The organism is Halobacterium wangiae (genome assembly GCF_021249345.1).
GTDB lineage: Archaea > Halobacteriota > Halobacteria > Halobacteriales > Halobacteriaceae > Halobacterium > Halobacterium wangiae.
Map to the genome: position 1 here is coordinate 1,908,509 of NZ_CP089588.1, position 25,491 is coordinate 1,933,999.

The following is a 25,491-nucleotide window of genomic DNA, read 5'->3' on the forward strand; positions in this document are numbered from 1 at the left end:
GGACCGTGCCTCAGAAGACGCCCAGGATGAAGCCGAACCCCATGACGACGAGGACCACCGCGGAGAAGAGCGGGAGGTAGGGCGTGTACTCCTCCACGCGTTCCTCGTGGTGCGTGTAGCCGGCGATGAGCAGCATCGTGAACCCGACGATGGCGACGACGACGGTCAGTGCGTAGACCAGCATCAACTCCAGGCAGTACTGGGACCCCGTGCAGAGCGCGATGATTTCGAACTCCTCCTCGTGGGCGAACCCGAGGACGAACGCGAACCCCGCGATGCCGAGTAGCCCGCGGTCGGTCGCCGACTCTAGCTCCTCCGTGTCGTGGTCGTGGGTGTGCCCGCCGACGAACGGGACGTAGTTCTTGACGGTGGCCCAGACGCCGTCGTCAGCGTGGTCGTGGTCGTGGCCGTGATTGTGCTCGTGGTTGTGGCCGTGCTCGTGGTCATGGTCGTGGCCATGGCCGTGGTCGTGGCTGGCGTGAGCGTCGTGGTGGCCGTCCCCGTCTCCGTTGCCGTGGTCGTGACCGTGTCCACCGTGGCTCCTGCCGTGGTAGTACTCGCGGATGCCCAGTGCGATGAGCAACACGCCGGCGACGTAGTTCATCCAGCCGATCTGTGTCAGGTTGAAGTATGACTTCGCCCAGAAGAACACCAGCACCATCGCGATAGAGCTGACGAGGTGCCCCACGCCGAGCAGCGTCGAGGCCGCGAGGCCGTGGAACACCGTGCGTTTCTGGTCAATGGCGTAGCTGGCGGCGACGGGCCAGCCGTGCCCGGGTTCGATGCCGTGAACGAACCCGATGGCGATGGCGGCCACGAAGACGCCCCACTCCGTCGAGACCAGGGTCGTCAGTGGGTCGAACATAGTTGCCGTTCGGCGGCTGTGCTGTATAGAGATTGTTATTATCCCAACCCGGATCGTGTAATACTCGTCCGGCCCGACCGCAGTACGAGGGTCCGACAACCCCGCCGCGGCGCCTCGGCGTCGCCCGTCGCCTCACTCGAAGTCGTAGGGCCAGTCACCGACCAGTTTCATCCCCTCGACGCGCCCCTCTTCGCGGAAGGACTCGGCGACCTCGCGCTCGGAGCGGTGGGGAATCTCCGTCTCCTCACGCGCGAGGTCAACGGCCAGTTCCGTGAGCAGGATTGCCTGCTCGTTGACGTTGCGGCGGTCTAGTTTGTCCAGGGTGTCGGCAGCCGTGTGGCCGTACCCACGGCCTTCGGCCTCGCGCACGCCCGAGACGAAGTACCCTGGGACGCCCCAGCGCACGAGCGGCCACTGGTCCCCGCGGTACCCCTCCTTCGGGATGACCCTCGCGGGGTGGTTGAAGTGGCCAGTCGCACGCTCGACGGCCGCCTCGAGTTCGTCGAAGGTGTGCGTGAAGAACTGGAGCGTGCGACCCTGGACGACCCCGTCGAGGTTGACGATGGCTCGCACCGCGGATTCGTCCGTCTGGGCAGCGTGGTAGTCTGACCCGCAGAGGCCGACCTCTTCGGCGCCGTACGCCACGAACTCCACTCGCGAGTCGAGGTCGTCCGCGCGACGCGAGAGGGCTTCAGCGACGGCGACGAGCATCGCCGTGCCGCTGGCGTTGTCGGCCGCCCCCTCGCTCACGTCGTGACCGTCGACGTGGCTCGTGACCAGCACGCGCTCGTCGGTGTCCGGGCCGACCGATGCGTGGACGTTCTGGCTCGTCGCCGGACCGATATCAGCCGACACGGAGACGGTCACCTGCTCGCCGCAGTGACGCCGACCAAGACGGTGGCCGACCTCCTTCGAGACGCCGACCGCCGGAATCTCACCGATGGGTTGGTCGGTTCGACCGACGCTCCCCGTAGGCGGGAGACAGCCATCGACGTGGTTCCGGAAGACGAACCCCGCGGCCCCACCTTCGACGGCGAGGTAGTACTTCTCTGTGCGGTGTAGCAACCGGTCGGCGTGACTGGGCATGTTCGACGCGACCTGCACCACCTTCCCGTCGACGTCGGTCGTCTCGAAGTCCTCCGGCGTCCCATACCCGAGGTCCACGAGTTCCCCCGCGGCGGTCGCCGCCGGACTCCGCGGGAGCGCGATGCAGTCCAGGTCCTCGTCCGATGTGGTGAGCGTGCTGTCGCCGCGCTCCCACCCCTGCAAGTCGAACTCGTCGAGGCGGACGTTCCGGACGCCGACTCGCTCGAAGGCGTCACGGGTCGCCTCCGCACCCACTCGCTCCCCCTCGGATCCGGCCATGCGACTACCGATGTCCGTCAGCCGGACGAGGTGGTCCCACCCCGCGTCGCTCGCGAACGTCTCGCCGATCCACTGAGCCATACGCCGGTGATGCACTCACCCGGCAAGAATGTCGTTATTACGCTCACCCCGATTCAGTCCTAACAAGCTATTTCACTGCGCTGCAGCGTCGAGTACGCATGGCAGAGAACACCGACCGGCTACTCCCGGACGTGACGAACCTGACCGACGGCGTCGACGTCGTCCACGACGTCTACGACCAACCCGGCGTCGACACGGCGGAAGGGAGGGTGGGGATGTTGTTGCAGGGCGAGGACGTTCAGAGCCAGTTCATCGAGATGCCGGGCGGAATGTACATGGACGAGCACGCCCACGAGACCGAATCGATCATCGTCACGCTGCGCGGCGAGTGGGTGCTCTGTGCACGCGGGGAGCGCGAGCATATGACCGCCGGCGACGTGTTCTGGTTCGGCCCCGGCGTCCCCACGGGGTACGAGGTTCCCTTCGACGACGACGCGTTCATCCTCATCTTCAAGGGGACGAAGACGGACGACAGCCCCGAGGAGTTCGTCTCCTACCTCCAGAACGAGGTTCCAGACCTCCTCGACGAGGAACGGGAAGACGGTGCGGTGTTCAGCTTCGACGAACTCGACGACGACCACGCCGCCGTCGAGTTCGCCCGCAGGTTAGACGGCGCCACGTACCCGGAATGAGCGGAACGTTCGCCGACTTCTAGCGCCGCAGCGAGAGCACCTTCACCCGGCCTACGGCGTCGAAGTCCCGGAGCCCGTAGACCAACTGCCGCACTCGCTCCGCGTCCCCGTGGCAGAACACCATCTCGAGACACCACTCCCCTTGGTGCGTGTGGCTCGTCGTCTCGACGACGTCCTGGAAGTCGTGCTGGACGTCGTGGAGGTCGCGGATGACCTCGTGGTGTTCGTAGTCGAACGCGACGATGGCGCTCACAGTCCCCTCTGTCTCTTCCAGCGTCGCGTGTGCCTCGACGTACTCGAGCATCGCCTCCCTGATTGCGCGCGACCGCGAATCGATTCCCTCCGCCTGCCACGTCTCGTCGAACGCCTCGAGGATGTCGTCTGGAACGTTAAGGCTCGTTCGCATGCGTGGTAGGTGACACAGTAGGAGTAAAAACCGCGCGGTCGGGGCCACCTATACGGCGTCCGGATGATCTCTGGAGATGGCAGTACGGCAGGAGTTCCGGCCCGGATTATTATGATTCGCCGAACGCGAAATAACGGAACGCAGATAACGACCCCTCCTCGAAGCAGAGCCAATGGAGGCACGTTCCGGGACCCGTCAGGAAGATTCGGCTGGCGGCCTCGTACTGAAGTACTACCTCTACAAGGCCACCAAGGCGGTCGAGTTCTACCGGCCGATCATGTACCTCTTCTTCCTCGCACAGGGACTCGACTTCACCCAGATTGCCATCCTCGAGGTGGTGTACAACCTGACCACGCTGGTCGGTGAGATCCCGACGGGGTACGTCGGCGACCGAATCGGCCGCAGGAACAGCCTGCTCATCGGGACCGCCCTGATAGCCGCCTCACTGCTCGGCATCGGCCTCGCGGAGTCGTTCCCCGCGCTGGCAGTCCTCTACGTCCTCTGGTCTGCGGGGTACAACTTCCGGTCGGGGAGCGAGGACGCGTGGCTCTACGACACGCTCACCGACGACCTCTCGGAGAACGAGTTCGCCCACGTCCGCGGCCGGGGGGAGTCCACCGCCCTCGCGGTCGGCGCCGGCGCAGCCATCGTCGGCGGCTACCTCGGCAGCATCGACCTCTCGTACCCGTGGTTTGTGGCGTCGGCCGTCACCGGACTCGGCGTCGTGGTGTTGCTCACGTTGGACGAGCCAGAGACGTACAAGAACACGGACGCCGACGAGTTGAGCTTCCAGAAGACCGTCGGAATCGTCAAAGACGCGCTCTCGCGTCGAAACATTCGGGCTTTCATCCTCTACTACTACGTGCTGTACGCTGCCGCCACCTACCTCGTGTTCGTGTTCCTCCAGCCAATATTCCAAACCGTCGTCACCGACCTTGGCGTCGCTACGGCGCAGGTAGAGTCCCTACTCGGCTGGTTCTACGCGGCGTACAGCATCGTCGGCGCCGTACTCAGCTACTACACGGGCGCCATCAAGGACCAATTCGGCATCCGGACGTGGTTCCTCGCGCTGCCGTTCATCGTCGGCGCGGCGCTAGTCGGGATGTACTTCGTTCCGATTCTCGCGCTCCCCACGTTTCTGGTTGCCCGGGGGCTCTCTGACGTCACGCGGTCGTTCGCCGGGCAGTACATCAACGACCGCATCGGCACGCTCGGCCGTGCCACCGTCCTGAGTTCGATGGCGATGGTCAGCGGCCTGGCCGTTATCCCGTTCCAGCTCGGCAGCGGCATCATCTCCGACCTCGTCTCACCGTTGTTCGCACTGGCTGTCGTCGGCGTAGTCCTCGTTGTCGGTTCGTACGCGATTATCTTCTGGGAAGCACCGATTGCCGAGTGACCTCACGAACGCCCCTCACTCCTCTCGGTCATACGTTGGGAGAATCCGTTTCCGAGGTCTGCAATCGAAACCGCGAACACCGTGTACAGATTCCGCCGGCCACCGGGCTCCGATGGTGGTTGCCAGCTGGGGAGCGCGGTGTTCGAGGCGAATCTCCCCGTCGAGTGAGCCCAATTCAACGGGTTAAGCGGGGTCGTGTGTACGAGGCGAGTGTACGAATCCGCACCGACGGCGACGACTCTCACGGGAAGGACACGACCGAGAGTGCGATGGCTCCCTCGACGGCAGTTTCCTGGCGCTCTCGCGTCGCCGGCAGCCGAGTCCGGTTCTCTACCGTGTCACTCGACGTATTCGACGACGCGCGCCATCCCGGCGTCGAGGTGGTAGAGGTTGTGACAGTGGAATAGCCAGCGACCGGGGTTGTCCGCGTGGAAGTCCAGTGTCACCTGTCCCCGGTGACCGGGGACGATGACGGTGTCTTTGATCGCGTTGCCGACCTGGAAGAAGTGGCCGTGGAGGTGCATCGGGTGGACGACTGGGCTCAGATTGGTCATCCGAATCCGGACGTGTTCGTCGGGCCGAATCTGGAGCGGGTCGGCGTCCGGGTAGGCCTGTCCGTCTATCGTCCACGTGTAGGACTGGCCCCTGCTGCGGGAGAGCGTCAGGTCGAACGTTCGATCCGGCTCTCCACTCACCCCGTCGAGCGAGGAGACCGCCCGCAAGTCTTCGTACTGCAACTGGTTACTCGCGGACGACGGTGGCTGTGGACTTCGTCCGTCCGCTGACTCGTACTCGACGACGGCTCTGGCTGGTGGTTCGTCTCCATCGAGTGCGTTCGCTTGCACGAACCAGCTCCCCGGATTCGTCGCTTCGACGACCACGTCGTAGCGTTCGCCGGCTCCGAAGGCGAAAGAGTCAGTGTCGACGGGTTCGACGGGTCGTCCGTCGGCGTGGGTCACGGTCATCTCGTGGCCGGCGATCTGTACTCCGAAGACTGTCGCGCTGGCGGCGTTCACGAACCGGAAGCGAATCCGCTCGCCCTCTGTGACGTCGAACCTCTCTGGATCCTCGGGGAGTCGACCGTTGACGAGGAGGCCTTCGTATGGCGGTCGAGTGTCCCCCATCATCCCGCCACCCCTGCCGCCGCCGGAAGGGAGTTCGGGCTCACGGGGGAGGTAGTCGTCGAGGACGACGACGTACTCGCGGTCGTACTCGACGTGCGGGTCGCGTTCTTCGACAATCAATGGGCCGAACAATCCACAGTCGAGCTGGAGTCCGACGTGACTGTGATAGAAGTACGTCCCCGGGGGTTCGGCACGGAACGTGTACGTGAACGTATCGCCGGACGCGACCGGGTCCTGGGTCACGTTCGGGACGCCGTCGACCGGGTTCGGGACGGGAATCCCGTGCCAGTGAATCGTCGTCTCCTCCTGGAGGTCGTTGGTCACTTCGACGCTGAGCACGTCGTCCTCCTGTACGCGTAGCTCCGGTCCCGGGAACTGGCCCTCGTACAGCCAGTTGGTCGTCGACGCATCGGGGCCTGGTTGAATAGTCCCGGACGCCGCGGTGAGGCTGAGGGACGTATCTGGCTCGGCCGTGACTGTCGAGCGGGGCGTCACCTCACGACCCCCACCATCATCGTCGGTGTCCGGTTGCTGACCGGCACAGCCCGCGAGCGCGCCGAGAGTGGTCGCTCCCGTCAGCTGGAGGAGTCTGCGACGGGAGAACCAGTGCTGTTTACGCGGCACAGTTGTTCGGCCCCAGTTCGAGTTCCGTCGCCTCGGCTTCGTCCTCGACGGTCTCTCTGCCGGTGTTGATCGCGATCACTGTCTCGTAGTTCGGTGGCTTCTCCGGGGCCTCCTCGGTCAATCGCTCGACGAACGCGTCGCGGTCGAGTTCGAGGAAGTCGAGTTCCTCGCGGAGGTCCCCGAGTCGGGCCTCGAGGGGTTCGCCGGGCGAGCCGTTCTCGTAGCGTCCGTCGCTCGTGACGGTGAGGTGGCCCGGCAGAATCGTCGTGTCGTCAGAGAGCTCGAGGATCGTCTCGTGGAGGGAGTCGTACAGCAGGTCTGCTCCACGCGAGGCGTCGTCCTCGCCGAACTGGAGTTCCGTCCGTCCGACGGAGTCGACGAACAGCGTATCGCCCGTCAACAGGAGTTCGCCGTCGACGAGGTAGTTCATCATCTCGGAGGTGTGACCTGGCGTGTGGAGCGCCTCGATCTCGACGTCGCCGACTTCGAGTACGTCTCCATCACCTAGCGGTTCGTACTTGTACTCGACACCGCGTTCGCTGGCTGCGTCGCCGAGGTGGTAGGGCACGCCGACCTCCTCGGCGAGTTCTGAGCTGCCCGAGATGTGGTCGGCGTGGACGTGCGTATCCAGGACGCGCGTGATGGAGAACCCAGCGTCCTGGGCTGCAACCTTGAACTGGTCGGTCTGTCTGGTCGCATCGACCACGACGGCCTCTTCCGTCGCTTTCGAGCCGACGATGTAGCCGAGACAGCCCTTCGCTCGGCGCTGGACCTGTCGAACGACCAGGTCGTCGCTGGACGTCTCGATAGGGGCGACCTCGTAGTGTTTGCTCCACTCCTCCATACCGCCGGTGACGACCGAGACGTCGTCGTAGCCGTGCTCGTCGAGGTCGAACGCGAACGGCGTCGACGTCAGACCCTTCCCGCAGATAGCGACGACCGGCCGGGCGTCGGCCAGTGCGTTCACCTCGTCGAGTTGGTCCTCGCTCAACCCCTCGTCGGGGTCGTATGGAACGTTCGCTGCGTCGCGCACGTGCCAGGCCTCGAAGCTGTCTTCGGGACGCGTGTCGATGAGCGTGAACTGTTCGTCGGCGTCGATCTTCTCCGCGAGTTGTGCTGCAGTGATGGTCTTGACCATGGTATCTCACCTGTGTCGTGCCGAGTCTGCCGTTCGCCGGATCTGTCGCGTGCGCCGCCGCCGTCTAGCGTGTTAGTTTACGTCCTGCTTGGGGGAAAGCGTTCCCGCGCGGAATCGTGGACACCTCGCAGCACGCTTCGCCGACCTGGTAGTCGACGCCGGGCTGGATAAACGAATACGGGCCGTCTGCGGGCATGTCCTGGGCTCGACCGCCATCGTCGGCGGTCTGCATCGCGTCGAACACCTCACGCGGCGTCCCGCTCCCGGCGACGTTGCCCTCGGTCAATACACAGACGCGGTCGACGACCTCGGCGGCGAACTCGAGGTCGTGCGTCGAGAGGACGACGCTGATGCCCTCCTCGTGGATCCCCTGGATGCGGTCGGCGACCAGCCGGGACCGCTCGGGGTCGAGCCCTGCGAGCGGTGGGCGCGACTCAGACCGAGTCCATGGTTCGGCGGCGTTCCGCGGCGAGCAACTCGACGATGTCTTTCGACAGCCCGAGCAGTACGGGGCCGACGAAGAGGCCGATGAACCCGAACAGAGAGACACCACCGAAGATGCCGAGGACGAGGAGCCCGGAGTTGAGTTTCGCGCCCCGCTGCATCGCGAGCGGCCGGATGAAGTTGTCCGACCCGCTGATGACGACCGAGCCGTAGACGAACAACCCCACCGCCGCCGGAATCGACCCCACGAGGGCGAGATAGGCGACCGCCGGAATCCAGACGATGGACGCACCGATCAACGGGAGCAGCGACAGCACGAACGTGGTCATGGCCCAGAAGACGAGGTCGTCGAAACCCAGGACGGCGAAGGCGAGGACCGTCAGTGCCGCCTGTATCGCAGCGACGATGACGTTCCCGACCACGGCGGCCCACAGGAGGTCGTCGGTGCGCTCGAGCAGTTCGTCCATCGTCGCCGGGTCGAGCGGGGCGACCGAGCGAAGCCAGCCGACGAGTCGGTCGCCGTCTCGGAGGAGGGCGAAGAGCGTGAACAGGAACACCACGGCGCTGATGACCAGCGACGTGAGCCCGCCGAGAATCCCGACGCTGCGTCCGAGGACGCCCCGAACACCAGTCTCGACCGCACCGGTGAGCGGCTCTGCCAGACTCGCCATGTCGACGTCCATGCCGATGTAGGCCTCGAGGACTGATTCGGCGGTCACGCCCTGGGGTATCTCGACGCCGCGGACGAGCGATATCGCCTGGTCCGCCGCGACGCCGACGAGTATCACGACCGGGACGAGGACGACGAGCACGGTGACTACCATCGTGGTGAGCGCGCCGAGGTTGCCCCCCAGTCTCTCCGAGAGCCGGTCGCTCAGTGGGACGGCCAGGTAGGCGGCCAGGCCAGCCGCGAGGATGGCCTGGAGGTACGGTAACACGAGGAGGACCGACAGCCCCCCGACGAAGATCAACAGGAGGCGGAGGAAGGTGATCGAGAACTCGTCTTCGTCGCGACTCATGGCGAGTGAGTGCGTGCTGGCCCCGACGATTCACAGCCAAGACGTCGCTGCGCCCGTTCCGGCTGGGAGTGCGACCGAGCTAGCGCTGGCTGGCCGAGTGGCCCCGAGCACTGTCGCTCGTGTCCCTCCGAGGTCAGAACCTGGAGTCGTCCCATGGTGTGTGCGGAACTGTGTGGTCGCTCGCTGTGGCGTCCTCGAGTGGTCTGGCGGTCGGTGGGCCGAAGCAGTCTCGACCCGCGTCGACCGGCGGTGAGGCGATCACGTGACTCAGCCTGCAACTTCCTCGGCGGCGAACGTCTCCCGGAGTTTCGTCTCGTCGTCCGGCGAGAGGTTCGTCTGGATGATCGAGAACGACAGCTCCTCGGTCTCCTGCTGGATGCGCTCGACCTGCGCGTCGCGTGCGAGGAGGAACAGCGCCGACTGTCCGGGTTCGATGGTCTCGCCGACCTCCTTGATGAACTCGTCGTCGACGCCGATGTCCCCCAGTTTCCCCGATAGTGCACCGCCGGCAGCGCCAGCGACCAGCCCGAGCCACGGCGCCAGAAACAGGAGGCCGACGAGCATCCCCCAGAACGCTCCGCCGAGTGCGCCCGCACCGACTAGGCTGTGGGCCTGCTTGACCTTCGCCCGGCCGTTCTCCTTGCGGACGACGACGGCGGCGTCCTCGAGGGTGATTAGCTCTCGTTTCTGGAAGTCGTACATCAGCTCCCGCATCTTCTCGGCGCCGTCCATGTCGTCGAACGCGAGTACCACGAGTGAACTCATTACGACCCGACAGTTCGGCGAACTCGGGTTTTGTTATAGACACCTCGGTCACGAACAACCTGGCGTTACCCCAGTAAAGCCGACCTTGCTCGGAACTCCGACCTCGACGACCTCGTGTCGGTCCTCCCGAGGAGTACGTACGCTAGCAGGAGTCGGGGCGACGCTATCCTGTCGACCGTGTACAGTTCCGTACTGGCACTGTGGCGTAGTGTGTCTCGCTGCGGTACTCGAGAGGCGGATAGGTCCACAGAGCCACCCTCCCCCGCTGCGGTAGTTACTACCTATCACGGTGCCGCGTGTAGCACTCATCTCTTGCGTGGTAGCGGCGCCCCTCGACAGCTCGGAGACCCGTTTCGTCGACCCGTGACCGCCGTCGAGGCGTGAGGCCAGGCTAACTGGGCAGCACTCCCGTCTCGCACGGAGTGCGCGCTGGCGACGATCAGCTCGCCCAGCTGTAGCGAACGACCACCGAGGGCCACTAGTCAGTCGTCGTACGTGTGGAACGAGACGGCCTGTTCGAGGAGTTCGTCCGGGATTCCCGGGACCTCCTCACAGCGGACTGGCCCGGCCTCCTCGATGGCTTCGGGCTCACGCGGGAAATCCCGGAGCGCGTAGTGGATGTCGATGCCGGCCTTCGCGCCTTCGGCGAGCGCGACCGGCACCTGCTTGTGGCCCGGCGTGAGGTCGCCCACCGCGTAGACGCCGTCGACGGACGTCTGGCCGTGGTCGCCGACGTCGACTGTGCCGTCGTCGTTGACGCCACAGCCGAGTTCGCGGGCGAGACTGTTGTTGTACTCGGCGCCGTACATCGCGAAGCCACCTCTGTACTCGCGGACGGTGTCGTCCTCGAACTCAAGGCTCTTCAGCCAGCCGTTCTCGCCGTTGTTCACGCCCGTGACGTCCTCGTGGACGACGTCGATTGGGTGGTTCACTAGCATCGTGGCTGTCTCCTCGCTCCACTCGGGGTCGTCGCCGCGCGTGAGCAGGTCGACCTGGTCGGTGAAGTTCAGCATGATGGCGGCGACGTGCGCGGCGCTCTCCGAGTGCCCCATCACGTAGACGGACTCGTCGACGAACATGTGCGCGTCGCAGTGCAGACAGTAGTGGAGGCCGCGGCCCGTCCGCGGGAGCGGCGGCTCCGGGCGCACGTCGTTCATCCCGGTCGCGAGCACGACGCGCTCCGCGCGGTAGGTCGCGTCGCCGCCCGACAGTTCGAAGCGGCCGTCCTCGGTGCGCGAACACGACGTGAGGGCGTCCCGGTGGAGGTCACAGCCGTACTCCTCGAGTTGCTCTCTGCCGACGCCGAGGTACTCGTTGCCGCTGGTCTCCTCGCGTACGCCGAGGACGTTGTGGACGTTCCGCATCATCGCCGCGCGTCCGCCGCCGCGGTCGACGAGTGCGGTGTCGTGACTGAGTCGCGTGCTGTACAGCGCGGCGCTCTGGCCAGCGGGGCCGCCACCGACGACGACCACCTCGTACTCCTCGACGGGGAGTTCGTCTGCCATGTGCTAGCAGACTACAGCTCGCACAAAAAGCGTGACTCTGACGGGGGTTTGGGCCGGCTCCTCGACGGCGACGTGGTCGACGGCCCGCATCTCGTCGGCGGTCACCGACGGGACGCGCTCACCGGACGGCGTATGGAACGCTGGCTGCGTTCCGTCCTCGTCTGGTGTTCCGGCTGTCACAGTTCTACGTTCGTCGTCCGGGCTGTATAAAACGGTCTCACGCGAGCAGTTCGACGGCGAGGACGAGCATGCCGAATTCCGTTCGGTTCACTCACCGGTTCTAGGGTCGCTCTCGGCTGTTCGCGCTTCGATGATGCGCTGGGAGCTCTCCTGGACTCTCACGAGGTGACAGAGCGGATTCCCCGGATAGACGACCGGGTTCTCGAGGACGCCGACGAGGACGCCCGTGAAGGGCGCTGTCACCTCGGTGGCCTCGGTCTTGAACGGGTTCGTGATGCGGCAGATCACCCCTCCCTCGTGGACGAGGTCGCCGTGTCCGCAATGCATGTCGACGATGCCGCCCTCGTCGGCCCGCAGCCAAGTCTTCTCGTCTCGCCCCGAGATGACGGTCCGCCAGCCCGGCCAGCGAACGGTCTGCTGTGGGTGGACGCCGTACTCGGCGAAGACGCTCCGCACGCCAGCGAGCGCCTCGTCGATGAGCGACCGCTGGAAGCGGTGGGCCTCCCCCATCTCGACGGTGATCGTCGGGATACCAGCCCTCGTGGCCTCGGTGCGCAACATCCCCGACGAGCCCTCGCTGTCCATGATGACGCTCGCGCCGAACGCGCGAGCCAGTCGGTCGACCTCGCCGTCGTCCATGTCTGCGCGGACGTGGAACATGTTGGTGCGCCCGCGGGTGGACGTGTGGAAGTCGATGCCGAGGTCACAGGGCTCGACGAAGTTCTCGAAGATGGTCGCGGCGACCCGCCGGGCGCTCGTCGACCCCTCTTCTCCGGGGAATGCGCGGTTGAGGTCGCGGTCGTACACCGGGAAGTACCGCTGCTGGGTGAGGAATCCCAGGACGTTGAGCACGGGCAGGCAGACGAGTGTCCCGTGGATGTGCTCGTGCTCCCACTCCTGGGCGACCTCGCGGACGACCTCGATGCCGTTGAGTTCGTCGCCGTGGCTCGCCGCAGAGAGCAGGACTGTCGGCCCACCGTGGTTGCTATTGATGATCGTGACCGGGATTCGGACCGGGTCACCGAGGTACGTCTCGCTCACGGGGTGTCGGAACTGTCGCGTCTCGCCCGGCGCTACCTCTCCACCGTCGTACGTGAATGGCTCGGCGGTGTTGTCGTTCATCGGTGTGTACATCAACGCTCTGACTCGTATTAAGCCGACAACAGGGTCGGGACTGACCCCCGGAGCGTGGTAAATCGGCGCCCGGGGAGTTACACCTCACCGAACCGTCAGACTAGTAGAACGCGTCGTCGCGACGGAATCCGTTCGAGGGTTCGGCCGTCCGCATTCTCTCCGGTGGCGCCGTCCCACTTGACGCCGTCCGCCTCGATTCCGTCGGCGGTCGCTGCGAACTCGTAGCCAGGGTTCTCGAACGCGTGCATACCGTCGTCCGCCGGGGAGAACTGTGGGTCGTCGATCGCCGGGATGCCATCCTTCACGACGCCGCCAGTGACGACGTTGTCGCGGAGCGTCTCGGGGTCGTACGGGACGTGTCGAGCCTCGCTCGCGGTAGGTGGTGGCACCGGCTCGCTGTCGGTCGACGCGCTCGCCGTCGTACCCGGCGTCGACGGCACCGGTCTACCAGCGCCGCCCCCACCGAGACAGCCGGCGAGCACTGCTGCACCGCCAGCAGCGAAACCCCGGAGGACGTGGCGGCGAGTGTGGTTCATGGTAACAGGTTACGCCTCTACACTGATGAGTTGAGCAGTGAGCCGCAGGTAACCCGCGACTCGGTGGGAGACGGTGGTAGTTCCAGGCTGTAGACAGTACGAGCTCCCCGTGGAGGCTCCACCAGGGGTGCTGGCGTCACCGAGCGTAGCTCTGCGCGTGCCGGGGATAGACGCGAGGGTAGAACCTGGCTGAGCGTCGATTACGAGTTCAGCGGTGCTCACTCTCGGCCTACGGCTTATCCACGCGGACGCCGAACACCGAGTATGGCTACGATCGCAGAGTTCACCATCCCCGCGACGTCGTTCCCGCTCGGGAGTCTCACCGAAGATTATCCCGAAGCGACGGTCGAACTCGAGCGGGTCATCCCGACGAACCAGGCCATCATCCCCTACTTCTGGGTGCGTGGACTCGGAGACGCCAGGGAGGAAGAACTCGAAGCCTCGTTCCGGGACCACCCGGACGTCCACCGCGTCGAACTCGTCGACGATCTCGACGGCGAGTACCTGTTACGCGTCGAGTGGCGCCTCGACTACCAGGGGGTGATGCAGGCGATCACGGAGACGGACGTCGTGTTGCTCTCCGGGTTCGGCACCTCGGAGAAGTGGACGTTCGAACTCCGAGCGGACGAACGCCACGCGATCGCCGACTTCCAGCAACGCTGCAGTGAGTACGGTATCCCCGCCGAACTGACGGCGCTCCACAACCTCTCGGAGATGCAAGCGGGGGCGCAGTACGACCTCACCGGGCCGCAGCGAGAGGCACTCCTCCTCGCCTACGAACGGGGGTACTATCAGACGCCACGCGAGGCCACGCTGGAGGAGCTGGCGGGGGAGGTCGGTATCACCGGTCAGTCACTGGGGTCACGGCTCCGCAGAGGGACGAATCGTCTCATCGGGAGCACGCTCTCCGAGTCGCCCGACACCCCCTCATAAGCAGGCTTCACACGAAGAGGGAACCGTGAATTACTGTCGTGTTGTCAGTACACTCATCGATGACCCGTGACCGCGTCCTATCGGACCCAGACTCCTCGCCCGACCCCGGCCTCTCCGGTATCGAGTGCCACCCAGAGAACGAATCGGTGCGGTGTACCGTGGATACGTCGATCCACTCTGTGAGCGAGGGAATCGTCGTCGCAGTAGCGAGCGCGACCGAACGCGACCCGTTAGCGCTACCGCCGCTCTACTCGGTGGTCGACCCCGACGCGCTCGACGCGCTCCTGGCCACGACGTCCGCCCGGAATGCCACCAGAGGAATCACCGCGACCTTCGAGTACGCCGGCTGTACGGTGACCGTCGAGGACCCCGGACGTATCCACGTCGAACGATTCGCAGAGACGTAGCACGCGATGCCGGAGAACATCCGCTGTACGGGTTGTGACCTGAGCCGCTACGGACTCGTACTCGGGGGCGACGAACCGAGTCCGATCGGTAACGCGGAGTGCCCCCGTTGTGACGGGACGGAGTTCGAGCGGATACTGTAGGAGTCTCGGGTAGTCCGACCGGGCCCTGTCGTCTGTGAGACTGCCGTCAATTCCATCGAGACCGAGGTAGCGGGCTCCCCGGGTGAGTGGTAGGTTAGTGCCGATTTTATGGTCCGACGACTCGACGTCTACACCATGTCCACGTTCGTCGTCGTCGGCGGTGATGCTGCCGGCATGTCCGCGGCCAGTAAAGCGAAACGCGACAATCCCGACGTCGACGTCGTCGTCTTCGAGAAGGGGGAGTGGGTGTCCTACGGCGCCTGTGGGCTGCCCTACTACATCAAGGGCGAGATCCAGTCCCTCGACGACCTCGTGTCGGTCACCCCCGAGGAGTTCCGCCAGGAGCGGGACATCGACCTCCGAACCGGCCACGAGGTCGTCGACATCGACCCCGCGAATCGGGTCGTCACGGCGCGCAGCGCCGACGGTGAAGTGACCCAGGCGTACGACCACCTGCTCGTCGCGACAGGCGCGGAAGCGGTCCTGCCACCGATCGTGGGGTTGGAACGGGAGGGTGTCTACACGCTCGGGTCGATGTCGGAGGGCAAAGACCTCCGGGAGTACGTCGGCCGAGCGCGGTCCGAACGAGAGCTCCAGCAACCCGACCGGGGGCCTGCGTGCCAGTTCCTCGAGACGTGTCACGGACCCGTCGGCATCGTCGGGGGTGGGTACATTGGTGTGGAGATGGCGGAGGCGCTCGCGGCCAACGGCTTCGAGGTCCACCTCTTCCAGCGCGGCGACCGCATCCTGAAACAGTTCAGCGAGGAGACGAGCGAATCCATCCTCGACCACCTCGGCGACCAGAACGTCGAGGTATACCTCGGCGCAGCGGTCGAAGAACTCGCGGGCGGTGACCGGGTGGAAGCGGTCGTCACGGACGACCTCCGGGTTCCGGTCGAGATGGTGCTCGTCGGGACGGGCGTCCGTCCACGGACGGCTCTCGCCGCGGACGCCGGTATCGAAGTCGGCGAGACGGGCGCGATCGCGACCGACGCGTACCGGGAGACGAACGTCCCGGACGTGTACGCGGCGGGTGACTGTGCGGAGGCCGAGCACGTCGTCACCGGCGAGCCAGCGTACGTGCCCCTGGCGCTGACGGCGAACCGCCACGGGCGGGCGATCGGACAGACCGTCGCGGGCACACCGACGAAGGGCGGCGGTATCGCGGGGACGGCGGCCGTCAAGGCCTTCGAGATGGAGGCCGCCCGCACGGGAGTACTCGACGACGCGCTCGCTCGCGAGGTCGGGTTCGACCCGATGACCGCGACTATCGAGGCGAAGTCCCGCGCCGGCTACTATCCTGGCGGCGGCACCGTACAGGTGACGCTCACTGTCGACCGGCCGACCGGTCGCGTGCTGGGTGGCAGTCTCGCCTCAGAGTTCGGGGAAGGCGCCGTCCACCGGAGTCACGCGCTCGTCGGGGCGGTGACCGAGGGCATCACCGTCGAGGAGCTCTCGAACTACGATCTCGCGTACGCACCGCCGTTCAACACGACGTGGGACCCCGTGCTGACCGCCGCGAAAGTCGTCGAAGGCAAGCGCTGAGTCGTTCGGAGTGCGCTGTGACGTCGACGACCCGCGGACCGACTGTTCTCCTCCTGCGGTGGCTCACTGGGACCGACGTCCACGTCGGACTGGACCTCGCTCAGTCGGCGACCTCGGTCTTCACGACGGTCGCCGGCCGTGTCGTCAACCGCAGGACGCGGTCGGTTACACTGCCGAGGAGCGCCCGGTACTCCTCCGGTCGTCGTTTCGTCCCGAGCACGAGCAGGTCGACGCCCTGCTCGTCGGCGTAGTCGACGATCGTCTCCGCGGGTTCCCCCTGTCGGATGGTCTCGACGACGTCCACCCCGGCCTCAGTCGCCGCTTCCCGGACCTCGGCGAGCGTGTGCTGCCCGTGTTCCTCGAGGCCGTGTTCCGGTCCTTCGGCCTCGTCGACGTACTCGTCGCCACTGTAGGCGGACACGACGTCCGCGTCGACGACGAACAGTACGTGGAGCGCGGCGTCGTGCGCCGCTGCGAGCGCGACTGCGTGTGCCTCGGCCTCCCTGGACGCGACGGTACCGTCCGTCGACAGCAAGATTCGGTCGTACATATACCTCGAATTCGAAGAAGCGTGGGATAAACCCGGCCTCTCGTTCCCACCGAACGGGAGGCGACTCGTCCCGTCTGCTCATTCTGTGGCGGGCGCACCGTCGGTCGGGACGACGCCGAGGCGCCCCTCGACGAACGCGGCGACGTCGTTCGCGAAGTCGGCGACCGCCTGCCAGTCCGTGAACTCGGCGTCAGCCGAGCGGTCCACGTCGGGGAACTCCTTCTTCGCGACCTGTTTCACCAGGAATCGCTTGAGGAAGCCGTACTCCGAGAAGCGCAGCGCGCCGCCGAACGTCGCGATGCGGTCCGGGTGCCAGTCGGTCGCTTCGAGGAACGACTCGACGTAGCCCGCGGCCTGCTCGCGGCCCTGCTCGGTGGCCGAGGACATCGACACCTGGAAGAACGCCGTCGGTGTCCCGGCCAGCGCCTCGTGGTTGGCCTCCACGAACTCCGTGACTGCCGCCTGGTGTTTGCCGGCGTGGATCGACGCGCCCACGACGACCGCGTCGAAGTCCGCGAGCGAGCGGTCTCCGAGCCCGTGGGCGGCGTCGACCGCCGTCGCGTCGTGGCCCCGTTCGATGAGGGTCTCGACGATGCGGTCGGCGACCTTCGCGGTCTGTCCCTCTCCGGTCCCGTAGTAGACGAGGAAGGAAGCCATGCAGACGAGTTGGGCTCGCGACTCAATAAATGGCGGCTGGCGGCCGAACGGCGGGCGTCAACCGTCGGCATGTTCGACGCGCTGGAGTCGCCGTGGCCCCCACCACCCGATGACCGCGAGGGCGAAGCCCACCGTCAGGATGGTCTGGAAGGACTCCGCCCGTGGGGAGAGTTCGAGGAGCTGTCCGGTCGCGTTCTGGAGGAAGTGGAACAGGACGACGGCGAGCACGCTGCGGCGGGCGTTGTTGTACACCCACGTGTAGAGGACGGCGGCGACGACGATGTTGAACGCGAACGGCAGCGGCGCCGGCGAGAACTCCCAGCTACTGAAGTATCCGACCATCACGAACAGCGGCGCGTGCCAGACCGCCCACGCGACGCCGAGCACGAGGCTGGCGGTGAGCGCGCTCCAGCGGCGCTGGAGGCGGTCGAGCCAGTAGCCGCGCCACCCGATCTCCTCGGGGAGTGGCCCGAGCAGGAAGATGCCGAGCAGCGTCGCGAACAGCGCGAGCGGGTCCACCGATAGTTCGACCAGCGGCTCGACGGAGAGTGCTCGCGTTTCCCCCGTGACGTTGGCGAGGAGTGCGCCGCCAACCGCGAGCGCCGGCCACACGAACAGGACTGCGAGGTACCACCGCGACGGCACGAGTCCGGGGTCGACGAGGCGACGCCACAACTCCCGGAGTCCCCGTCGCCCGCCGACCAGCCAGGTCATGCCGACGCCGCCGAGCGTGACGCCGAGGCCGCCGACGACGAGGAAGACGACGCCGGGGAACCGGAACGCGTGCCAGCCAGCGAGGACCGGGACGCTCCACCAGAGCCACGTCCAGCCGTGAGAGAACAGGAGGAACGCCCAGACGTCGAACCAGCCGTCGGTGGTCGCGGTTGCGTCGGGCACGGCTCTCGTCGACTGTTCGGTCGCCACGAGCAAATAGGACGGGGCGTCGGCGTAACGCCAGCCTACGGTCGTCGGTGCCGTCCCTGTCAGGCGGCGTAGCGCGCGCATACTTTTCCGGGGTCGCGTCGACCCTCCCAGCACACCGATGCGCCAGGACGAACCGGACGCCACCACCGCCAGAGGCGCTTCTCGTGACGCCGAGGCCGCCGCGGGCGCGCTGCTGTTCCTCGTCGGCGGCGTCGCGCTGCTCGGCATCATCACCGCCGAGGTGCTCTACCCGGGCTACACGACACTCCAGGAGATCAGCGACCTCGGAGCGTCGCGCCCACCGAACAGCGTGATCTACCAGCCCTCGGCGTCCATCTTCAACGCGACCATGCTCGTCTCCGGCGCGCTCGTCCTCGCCGGCACGTTCTTCGCCCACCGGTCGCTCGAGCGACGTGCGGTCACCGTGCCGCTCGCACTGTTCGGCGCGGGCATCTTCGGCGTCGGCTTCTTCCCCGGGAACGTGGTGCCCTGGCACGGCCTGTTCGCGTTGCTCACGTTCGTCAGCGGCGGGTTCTCCGCCGTGCTCTCGGCGCGCGTCGTCGAGGGTCCGTTCCAGTACCTCTGCGTCGCGTTCGGCGCGTTCTCCCTCGCTGTGCTGGCCAGCGTCTTCGTCCTGGGGGAGTCGAACCCGCTGCTCGTACTCGGCCTGGGCGGCGTCGAACGCCTGGTCGTCTACCCGATCCTAGTGTGGGTGACGGGGTTCGGCGGCTACCTGCTCGGCCAGGCCAGCGCACCCGCACAGCCCTAGACGTCTCACAATAGACGCCAGAGGTCGTCGTTCGCCGACTACCTCACCTCGGAGGCTGGTACTGTTCGTCGTCCTCGCTGCGCTACCGCGGTGCGACGGGCGGACGGTGGCTGGACGTCAGCCGACAACCGGCCAGACGACGGTGAACAGCCCGTAGGCCAGCAGGGCGGTGACGACGGCCATCGCGACGTCGAGGACGAGGCCCGGGCGCAGCATGTCGTCTTTCGTCATCTCGCCCGTCCCGAACGCGATGGCGTTCGGCGGCGTCGCCACCGGGAGCGCGAACCCGAAACTCGCCGCGAGGCCGCCGGTGACCGCCAGGAAGATGCTGGCCGTGGCCGGGTCCGAGCCGAGCGTCCCCGCGTACTGCGGTCCCATGGCGATGAGCACCGGAATCGAGATGGCCGCCATCGCGGTGTTCGAGGCGATCTCCGAGACGGCGATGGTCGCGGCGGCGACGGCGAGTGCGACCACCAGGAGCGGTGCACCGGCGACCGAGCCGACGGCGCCCTCGGCGAGCCACCGTGTCGCGTTCGTCGCCGCCAGGGCGTTCGCCAGCGTGATGCCGCCGCCGAGCAGGACGATGGTCCCCCAGTCGATCCGCTGGACGTCCTCCCACTCGAGCACGTCGGCGATGGAGAGTGCGGGAATCGCCGCGAGTCCGACGACCACGTAGTAGAGCGCGCCCTGGTGGCCACCACTCCCGAACAGGTGGCCCCCGGAGCCGCCGAACAGCGTCGCGTGCCACTCTGCCGGGAGCACGCCCTCGAAGAGGAAGGCGAGGCCGCCGAGCAGCCACAGGCCGGCTGTCGCAGCGGTCACCAGGATGACGCGGCGCTCGGCGGTCGACGGCGCGCCGGTCTCGCGCAGGTACCGTCGCGCCTCCACCCGTGCGGAACTCGCGTCGGTGACCTCGGGCGGGTAGACGGTGACGAGGACGTACCACGTCACCGGGAGTCCGACGACGACGAACGGCACGCCGATTACCAGCCACTCGACGAACGTGATGGTGTACGCGAGCTGTTCGGCCAGCTGCGAGACGAGGATGGCGTTCGGCGGCGTACCGATGAGCGTGCCGACGCCGCCGATGGTGGCCGCGTAGGGCACGCCCAGCACCAGCGCGAGCCGGAAGTTCGAGCGCGAAGCGGTGGTCGGCTCGCCAGCCTCGACGTCGGCGACGACGCGGTCGGCGATGCTGACGGCGACGGGTACCATCATCGCCGTCGTCGCCGAGTTGGAGACGACCATCGACAGGACGGCCGTCGCGAGCATCACGGCGAAGACGATGCGGTGTGGCGAGGTCCCGACGGCGGCGAGGACGTGGTAGGCGATGCGCCGGTCCGTGCCGTGTTTCTGGAGCGCTTCGGCGAGGACGAACCCCGCAAGCAGGAGGAACAGGATGGGGTCCGCGAAGCCGGCGACGGCGGCGTCGACGGTCGGGAAGACGCCGAACGCCGTCAGCAACACGGGGATCGTCAGCGCAGTGACCGGCAGCGGGAGTCCGCCGGTCACCCAGAGGGTGCCCGCGAACGCGGCCGTCGCGAGCGCGTACTGGCCGGCCGTCGCGAGCCCGGAGAGCGGGGCCGTGGCGACGGCGACGAACGCGACGGCGGCCGCCAGTAGCGAGCGTCGGTCGGTCATCCGTTCCGGCTCTCGAAGCCCGGTCGCTTAAGGGTACCTGGGTGAGGACGCCGGCTCACGCCTGGTACCACAGGAGGTTCCAGTAGGCGAGCACGAGCGCGGTGGCGACCCCCGCGAGCGCGATCAGCGAGTAGTGGAGGCGGCGCCAGCGCCCCCAGTAGCCGTTCCACCACGCGAGGACGGCGACCCCCGCGCTCGCGACGCTCGCGACGGCGCCCAGGAGCGCGACCAGCAGGAGCACCCGGAACGTGAACGGGTCGCCGGCGAACAGCACCAGCGGGTCCGTCACGAGGAGCGCACCGAACACCACGACGAAGCCCACGTAACTCCCGGCGGCCGTACCGGCCACCCAGCGACCCCACCGGGCGAGCGACGCCGACGGCGGACCGGAACGCCCGTGGGCGCGTCGCCAGACTGCGGCCGTGGGCCAGCCGACCAGCGCGGAGAGAAACACCAGCAGCGAGACGGCCAGTACGGTAGCGTGGAACAGCGGCTCCTCCCACCTCGCGATGCGGCTGTACGCCGTGGGTGGGCGACTGTCGAAGAACAGGTGAGTCACCTCGCCGTCGGTCTCGCCGAACGCCAGCGCGTCTGGACCACCGACCTCCTCGAAGTACAGCGGCCCCTGCTGCACCCACTGCTGCGTGCCGGTCCGCGTCGACACGGTGCGGAGTCGGCCGCGGTCGTCGACGGAGACCAGGACGGTGTCGGTCGCGCCGATGAGCTTCTCGGAGGTCGTGTACGGCATCCGTAGCGAGCGGTAGGTGCCCGTCAGTTCCGAGGCACGCTCCGGGCGCCCGTCGGGGACCAGCGGTGGCTGGTCGTCGCCGGAGTAGTACTGCTCCACGAACGCGTCAAGGAAGTCGCGTCTCGCCTCGACGCCGCCGGGGCTGTTGTAGGAGACGAACAGGCCGACGTCGTGTTCGGGGAGGAGCACGAGGAGGCTGTGGAACAGCTCCGTGTCGCCCTCGTGGCCGACGATCCGAACGCCGTCGCGACTCAGCTCGTAGAAGCCGAAGCACATCCCGTTCAGCCGCTCGTCGGTGCCGAAGCGGCGTCGGTGCATCGCCGCGACGGACTCGGGGTCGAGGATGCGGCCGTCGTCGGTCGCGCCGCCCTGGAGGTGGGCGCGCACGAACTTCGCCATGTCCGTCGCCGTCGCGGCCATCGAACCGGTCGGTGGCAGCCCGACGTACTCGAAGTCGCCCACGCGGAAGCCGTCGCCGGCCGGGACGAACCCCTCGGAGAGGCCGTCCTGGAGTCGCTCGGGGACCGGCTGGGCGAACGTACTCCGGGTCATGTCCAGCGGTTCGAGGACGGACTGCTCGATGCAGGACTCGAAGGTCGTGCCGTCGGCTGTCGCGGCGAGGTGGCCCGCGAGCGCGGCGCCGTAGTTCGAGTACGCGGGGAGTCGGCCCGGCGGGCGGACGCGCGCCGGCTGTTCCTCGCGCAACACCGTCTCCAGGGGCGCTATCGCGCCCGGGCCGGCCGCGAACGTCCCCCGGGCGCGGTCTTCGAAGCCGGCCGTGTGAGTGGCGAGATGGTCGAGCGTGACCGGCTCCGGGTACGTCTCGGGGATCGGTATCGCGTCGAGGTACTGGTTCACGTCGACGTCGACGTCGAGGTCTCCGCGCTCGACTGCCTGCATCGCCGCGGTCCACGTGAACAGCTTCGAGACGGAGCCGATGCGGAACAGCGTCTCCTCGGCGTCGACGGGTTCACTGGCGGCCACGTCGCGGTAGCCGTACCCCTTCGCGAACGACGTCTCGCCGTCCACCACCGAGACGGTCGCTCCCGCGATGTCGTGGGTCGACAGTTGCGCCTGCACCACGTCGTCCAGGAACGACTCGAACGCCACGGGGTCGGACAGGGGGCCGTCCTCAGCCTGGGCTCCCCGGTTCGGCTGGCGAGCGGCGGCGCCGACTGGTGTCGCCGTCGCGAGGCCGGCACCAGCGAGACCGCCGAGCACCGCGCGTCGCGAACAGGTCCGCAGCCCAGACGCGGCCGACGGCCCACCGGAGTTCGTTCCGTGTGGGGGACTCACGAAGAACGTACGCGTCGTTGTCAGATAAGGTGTCGGTGGGTAGGAGAACTACAACGGCAGTGGCCAGCGCAGTTCCGCACTCGGAGGGGCGAGTGGAACGGACGTTCCTGCCGGGAGATACGTTCAGTACGCCAGCGTCGTTCCCGACCCGTCGGCGCCTCCCCGATTGTCGCTCGGTGTGGACTGTCGCTATCAGCTAGTGGGTGGGAGCCAGTCGGTGACGGCAGCCCACAGCACGACGAGGTCGAGGACCATCGGTAGCAGCTTCGTCGCTCCGAAGAACCCTATCATCAGGACGAGCGACAGGACGGCTCCGCCTCCAGCCAGCACCCGCCACCAGCCGACGGGCACCCAGATATCGACGACCGCCAGGGCTGCGAGGAAGAACAGCGTCCCCGCGATTATCGCGAGGAAGATCCCCGAGAGCGGTACGCCCGACGATACGGTGACCTGACCCAGCAGCCCACTGTCGCCACCGCTCCAGGGCCAGGCCCACCGCAACAGGCCACCGAACTCTCCCTGCGCCTCCTCGTCCAGAGGAACGAGGTACGAAGCCGCGAAGTGGGCCTGTAACACCAGGAGCGCCGTGAAGAGCCACCGAGTCACCGCCATACGATCGTATTGGGCGCCTGAACTATTAAGTGCTGTAGCCACTCGCCGAGCGGCACCGACTCGTGACCGACCCGCTGGCCACGACTGGTCGCGGGCGGACTTCAGTTCCTCACCGAGGAGGGAGCAGCGCGCTCACTGCAGCCACGTGCCGTCCGCTACGCGAACCCGCCCAGTGCGGCGCCAGTGCTGTAGGCGACGCCGGCGGCGAGCATGCCGACGACGAACATCTCGCCGCCCGCGACGTACCAGCGGCGGTTCGTCACGAGACTCCGGCTGGCGCCGACCGCGAAGAACGCCGCGCCCGTGACGAACACGGAGAGCCGGAATGTCGCCTCGATGCCCACCGCGTACGGTAGCAGCGGTGCCCAGCCGGCGACGACGAACGCGAGGAACGTCACGCCGGCCGTGTACACCGCCGGCCGGCCGTTCCCACCAGCTTCGCCGCGTGCGGCCCGATAGTCCTGCTCGGAGCGCTGGCTGAGGTAGTTGCTCATCCCCATTGAGAAGCCGTCGGCGAGCAGGTTGGCGACGCCGAGGACGAGGACGATCCCGGGGTCGAGTGCCGCGCCTGCGACCCCCGCGACGACCGCGAACGTCGTGACGATGCCGTCGTTCGCGCCGTAGATGACCTCGGCGATGTACCCGCCCGCGTCGTCGACTTCGTCCCCGAGTAGCCGTTCGAGCATCGCCTAGACGGTCGGGCCGGGCGACCAAAACCGTAGGTCACGCGGGCTGGTCGGTCAGTCGGCTGCGGTCTGCGGGGTGACCGTCACCTCGCGGTAGTAGCCGGCAGCGGTCGCCAGGCCGAGGACGGCACCGAGGCCGAGTGCGGCGACCACACCGAGGCCGAACACCGCAGCGGCGAGGACGAGGACGCCGAGGAAGACGACGCCGAACCCGGCGACGGCAAGGGCTACCCGCCGTCGCTTCGCGGGCGCACCGTCGGCGAAACCGAGGTAGACGACGCTGGCCGCGAGCGCTCCGGCGACCACGCCCGCGGGGAGGCCGACGAACAGCGAGAACTCGATCCACGGGGCGACGAGTTCGGTCGTCGCTGCCCCGACGGCGACGAACGCGGCGACGCCAGCGACCACAGATAGCACGACGGGCTTCGAACGCATAGCAGGCCCTACGACCGTGGCTGGTAAAGATACACGTGGTCCGAGCGCCGTGTTCGCGCTCCTCGCACTACGAGCGCGTTCGGGCGACGCACACTGCCGGGGACGGCCTCCAGCACTCCGGAGAACCGTCCAGTGGGCCACGTCGTCGACACCCCATATACGTCCGCTGAGGAGGCTTCAGCGGGGCTGGTGACGGTGAAGCGGAAGAACGGTACTATTTCATCGGCCCGTCTGTAACACTGCGTCGAATGTACATCGTCATCGTCGGTGCCGGTGACATCGGAACCCCGCTCATCGAGATCGCCACGAAGTCTGGCAACGAGGTCGTCGTCATCGAGCGCGACGACGAACGCGCCGAACGAGCGTCGGCCCAGTACGACTGCCTCGTCCTCAACGACGACGCGACGTCGAAGGAGACGCTGCGAGACGCCGGTGTCGACCGTGCCGACGCCCTCATCTCGACGACGGACCAGGACGCGACCAACATCATGGTCTGTCTGCTGGCACAGGAACTGGAAGTGCCAGCGGTCGTCTCGGTCGTCCACAACCCCGAACACATGGGGCTGTTCCGGCAGATCGGCGTGAACACGATCGAGAACCCCCAGCGGCTCATCGCCGAGTACCTCTACCGGGCCGTCAAGCGCCCCTCGATCATCGACTTCATGCGCATCGGCGACGAGGCGGAGGTCTTCGAGATCACGGTCAACCCGAACGCAGCCATCGCCGGGAAGACGTTACAGGAGGCCAACGAGTCGGGCCTGCTGAAGGGGGAGACGCTCATCGTCGCCATCGAGCGCGACACCGAGAGCGAACCGATCACCCCACGCGGGGACACCCTCGTCCGGGAGGGCGACCTGCTCACGGTCTACTCGGCGAAGGGCGCGACACCCAGCGTGACCGACATCTTCGGCCACGCAGAGGACCAGCACTGAC

Annotated in this window: 25 protein-coding genes and 1 pseudogene; 7 read left to right on the forward strand and 19 right to left on the reverse strand. The window is 67.0% G+C overall.

Annotated features, from left to right (window positions below):
- Nucleotides 1–10: 10 nt before the first annotated feature.
- Together LT965_RS10110 and LT965_RS10115 are read right to left on the reverse strand one after the other, a co-directional pair.
- Entirely contained in the window at nucleotides 11–865 is an 855-nt protein-coding gene (locus LT965_RS10110) for a hypothetical protein (protein ID WP_232700679.1), read from the reverse strand.
- A gap of 132 nt (nucleotides 866–997) precedes the next feature.
- A complete protein-coding gene (locus LT965_RS10115; RefSeq protein WP_232700680.1) occupies nucleotides 998–2,311 on the reverse strand; it encodes a M28 family peptidase in 1,314 nt (437 codons plus the stop codon).
- A 98-nt stretch (nucleotides 2,312–2,409) separates the two neighbouring features.
- Between LT965_RS10115 and LT965_RS10120 the strand changes: the two genes are divergently transcribed.
- Nucleotides 2,410–2,943, forward strand: coding sequence for a cupin domain-containing protein (locus LT965_RS10120; protein ID WP_232700681.1), 534 nt, complete (start codon nucleotides 2,410–2,412; stop codon nucleotides 2,941–2,943).
- Nucleotides 2,944–2,962: 19 nt separating this feature from the next.
- Here LT965_RS10120 and LT965_RS10125 read toward each other — a convergent pair whose 3' ends face one another.
- Complete coding sequence (locus LT965_RS10125; RefSeq protein ID WP_009762148.1) at nucleotides 2,963–3,349, reverse strand: CopG family ribbon-helix-helix protein; 387 nt, start codon at nucleotides 3,347–3,349, stop codon at nucleotides 2,963–2,965.
- A gap of 172 nt (nucleotides 3,350–3,521) precedes the next feature.
- On the opposite strand from LT965_RS10125, the gene LT965_RS10130 reads away from it, so the two are divergent.
- On the forward strand, nucleotides 3,522–4,745 hold the full coding sequence (locus LT965_RS10130) for an MFS transporter (protein ID WP_232700682.1): 1,224 nt from the start codon (nucleotides 3,522–3,524) through the stop codon (nucleotides 4,743–4,745).
- A gap of 338 nt (nucleotides 4,746–5,083) precedes the next feature.
- Here LT965_RS10130 and LT965_RS10135 read toward each other — a convergent pair whose 3' ends face one another.
- The 8 genes and pseudogenes from LT965_RS10135 to LT965_RS10165 form a co-directional block, all read right to left on the reverse strand.
- Nucleotides 5,084–6,493 (reverse strand): multicopper oxidase family protein, encoded by a 1,410-nt coding sequence (locus LT965_RS10135; RefSeq protein WP_232700683.1) that lies wholly within the window; start codon nucleotides 6,491–6,493, stop codon nucleotides 5,084–5,086.
- A complete protein-coding gene (locus LT965_RS10140) occupies nucleotides 6,483–7,631 on the reverse strand; it encodes an MBL fold metallo-hydrolase (RefSeq protein WP_232700684.1) in 1,149 nt (382 codons plus the stop codon). The genes LT965_RS10135 and LT965_RS10140 overlap by 11 nt, the downstream gene beginning before the upstream one ends.
- A gap of 238 nt (nucleotides 7,632–7,869) precedes the next feature.
- A pseudogene (locus tag LT965_RS16655) lies at nucleotides 7,870–8,055 on the reverse strand (energy-coupling factor ABC transporter ATP-binding protein); the annotation flags it as partial.
- A 10-nt stretch (nucleotides 8,056–8,065) separates the two neighbouring features.
- Entirely contained in the window at nucleotides 8,066–9,094 is a 1,029-nt protein-coding gene (locus LT965_RS10145) for an AI-2E family transporter (RefSeq protein WP_232700685.1), read from the reverse strand.
- 267 nt (nucleotides 9,095–9,361) lie between these two features.
- On the reverse strand, nucleotides 9,362–9,826 hold the full coding sequence (locus LT965_RS10150) for a DUF1269 domain-containing protein (protein WP_349292069.1): 465 nt from the start codon (nucleotides 9,824–9,826) through the stop codon (nucleotides 9,362–9,364).
- A 515-nt stretch (nucleotides 9,827–10,341) separates the two neighbouring features.
- A complete protein-coding gene (locus LT965_RS10155; protein WP_232700687.1) occupies nucleotides 10,342–11,364 on the reverse strand; it encodes an NAD(P)/FAD-dependent oxidoreductase in 1,023 nt (340 codons plus the stop codon).
- Nucleotides 11,365–11,631: 267 nt separating this feature from the next.
- Complete coding sequence (locus tag LT965_RS10160; protein WP_232700688.1) at nucleotides 11,632–12,666, reverse strand: succinylglutamate desuccinylase/aspartoacylase family protein; 1,035 nt, start codon at nucleotides 12,664–12,666, stop codon at nucleotides 11,632–11,634.
- A gap of 107 nt (nucleotides 12,667–12,773) precedes the next feature.
- The gene (locus tag LT965_RS10165) at nucleotides 12,774–13,214 is read right to left on the reverse strand and encodes a DOMON domain-containing protein (RefSeq protein WP_232700689.1); all 441 of its coding nucleotides are present in this window, start codon (nucleotides 13,212–13,214) and stop codon (nucleotides 12,774–12,776) included.
- A gap of 264 nt (nucleotides 13,215–13,478) precedes the next feature.
- Here LT965_RS10165 and LT965_RS10170 point away from each other — a divergent pair, with 264 nt between their 5' ends.
- The 3 genes from LT965_RS10170 to LT965_RS10180 all read left to right on the forward strand — a co-directional run bounded on the left by LT965_RS10170 (nucleotide 13,479) and on the right by LT965_RS10180 (nucleotide 16,240).
- Nucleotides 13,479–14,147, forward strand: a complete 669-nt coding sequence (locus LT965_RS10170) for a helix-turn-helix domain-containing protein (RefSeq protein WP_232700690.1) — start codon at nucleotides 13,479–13,481, stop codon at nucleotides 14,145–14,147.
- 179 nt (nucleotides 14,148–14,326) lie between these two features.
- Nucleotides 14,327–14,554: a DdfA family disk-determining factor gene (ddfA, locus tag LT965_RS10175; protein WP_232700691.1), complete on the forward strand. Its 228-nt coding sequence runs from the start codon at nucleotides 14,327–14,329 to the stop codon at nucleotides 14,552–14,554.
- 276 nt (nucleotides 14,555–14,830) lie between these two features.
- Nucleotides 14,831–16,240 (forward strand): FAD-dependent oxidoreductase, encoded by a 1,410-nt coding sequence (locus LT965_RS10180; protein WP_232700692.1) that lies wholly within the window; start codon nucleotides 14,831–14,833, stop codon nucleotides 16,238–16,240.
- 100 nt (nucleotides 16,241–16,340) lie between these two features.
- On the opposite strand, the gene LT965_RS10185 is transcribed toward LT965_RS10180, so the two are convergent.
- The 3 genes from LT965_RS10185 to LT965_RS10195 form a co-directional block, all read right to left on the reverse strand.
- A complete protein-coding gene (locus LT965_RS10185) occupies nucleotides 16,341–16,790 on the reverse strand; it encodes a universal stress protein (RefSeq protein ID WP_232700693.1) in 450 nt (149 codons plus the stop codon).
- Between the two features lie 78 nt (nucleotides 16,791–16,868).
- Nucleotides 16,869–17,447 carry a flavodoxin domain-containing protein gene (locus tag LT965_RS10190; protein ID WP_232700694.1) on the reverse strand — a complete coding sequence of 193 codons (579 nt, stop codon included), beginning with the start codon at nucleotides 17,445–17,447 and terminating at the stop codon, nucleotides 16,869–16,871.
- Between the two features lie 57 nt (nucleotides 17,448–17,504).
- Nucleotides 17,505–18,344, reverse strand: a complete 840-nt coding sequence (locus LT965_RS10195) for a CPBP family intramembrane glutamic endopeptidase (RefSeq protein ID WP_232700695.1) — start codon at nucleotides 18,342–18,344, stop codon at nucleotides 17,505–17,507.
- Nucleotides 18,345–18,489: 145 nt separating this feature from the next.
- Between LT965_RS10195 and LT965_RS10200 the strand changes: the two genes are divergently transcribed.
- A complete protein-coding gene (locus tag LT965_RS10200; RefSeq protein ID WP_232700696.1) occupies nucleotides 18,490–19,140 on the forward strand; it encodes a DUF998 domain-containing protein in 651 nt (216 codons plus the stop codon).
- 117 nt (nucleotides 19,141–19,257) lie between these two features.
- Here the strand turns inward: LT965_RS10200 and LT965_RS10205 are convergent, their stop codons facing one another.
- The 5 genes from LT965_RS10205 to LT965_RS10225 all read right to left on the reverse strand — a co-directional run bounded on the left by LT965_RS10205 (nucleotide 19,258) and on the right by LT965_RS10225 (nucleotide 24,558).
- Nucleotides 19,258–20,781 (reverse strand): SLC13 family permease, encoded by a 1,524-nt coding sequence (locus LT965_RS10205; RefSeq protein WP_232700697.1) that lies wholly within the window; start codon nucleotides 20,779–20,781, stop codon nucleotides 19,258–19,260.
- Nucleotides 20,782–20,836: 55 nt separating this feature from the next.
- Nucleotides 20,837–22,825: a serine hydrolase domain-containing protein gene (locus LT965_RS10210; protein ID WP_232700698.1), complete on the reverse strand. Its 1,989-nt coding sequence runs from the start codon at nucleotides 22,823–22,825 to the stop codon at nucleotides 20,837–20,839.
- 192 nt (nucleotides 22,826–23,017) lie between these two features.
- Nucleotides 23,018–23,437, reverse strand: a complete 420-nt coding sequence (locus LT965_RS10215; protein WP_232700699.1) for a hypothetical protein — start codon at nucleotides 23,435–23,437, stop codon at nucleotides 23,018–23,020.
- Between the two features lie 155 nt (nucleotides 23,438–23,592).
- The gene (locus LT965_RS10220) at nucleotides 23,593–24,123 is read right to left on the reverse strand and encodes a VIT1/CCC1 transporter family protein (RefSeq protein WP_232700700.1); all 531 of its coding nucleotides are present in this window, start codon (nucleotides 24,121–24,123) and stop codon (nucleotides 23,593–23,595) included.
- Between the two features lie 54 nt (nucleotides 24,124–24,177).
- A complete protein-coding gene (locus LT965_RS10225; RefSeq protein WP_232700701.1) occupies nucleotides 24,178–24,558 on the reverse strand; it encodes a DUF8147 domain-containing protein in 381 nt (126 codons plus the stop codon).
- A gap of 248 nt (nucleotides 24,559–24,806) precedes the next feature.
- Here LT965_RS10225 and LT965_RS10230 point away from each other — a divergent pair, with 248 nt between their 5' ends.
- On the forward strand, nucleotides 24,807–25,490 hold the full coding sequence (locus tag LT965_RS10230) for a potassium channel family protein (RefSeq protein ID WP_232700702.1): 684 nt from the start codon (nucleotides 24,807–24,809) through the stop codon (nucleotides 25,488–25,490).
- Nucleotide 25,491 lies beyond the last annotated feature (1 nt).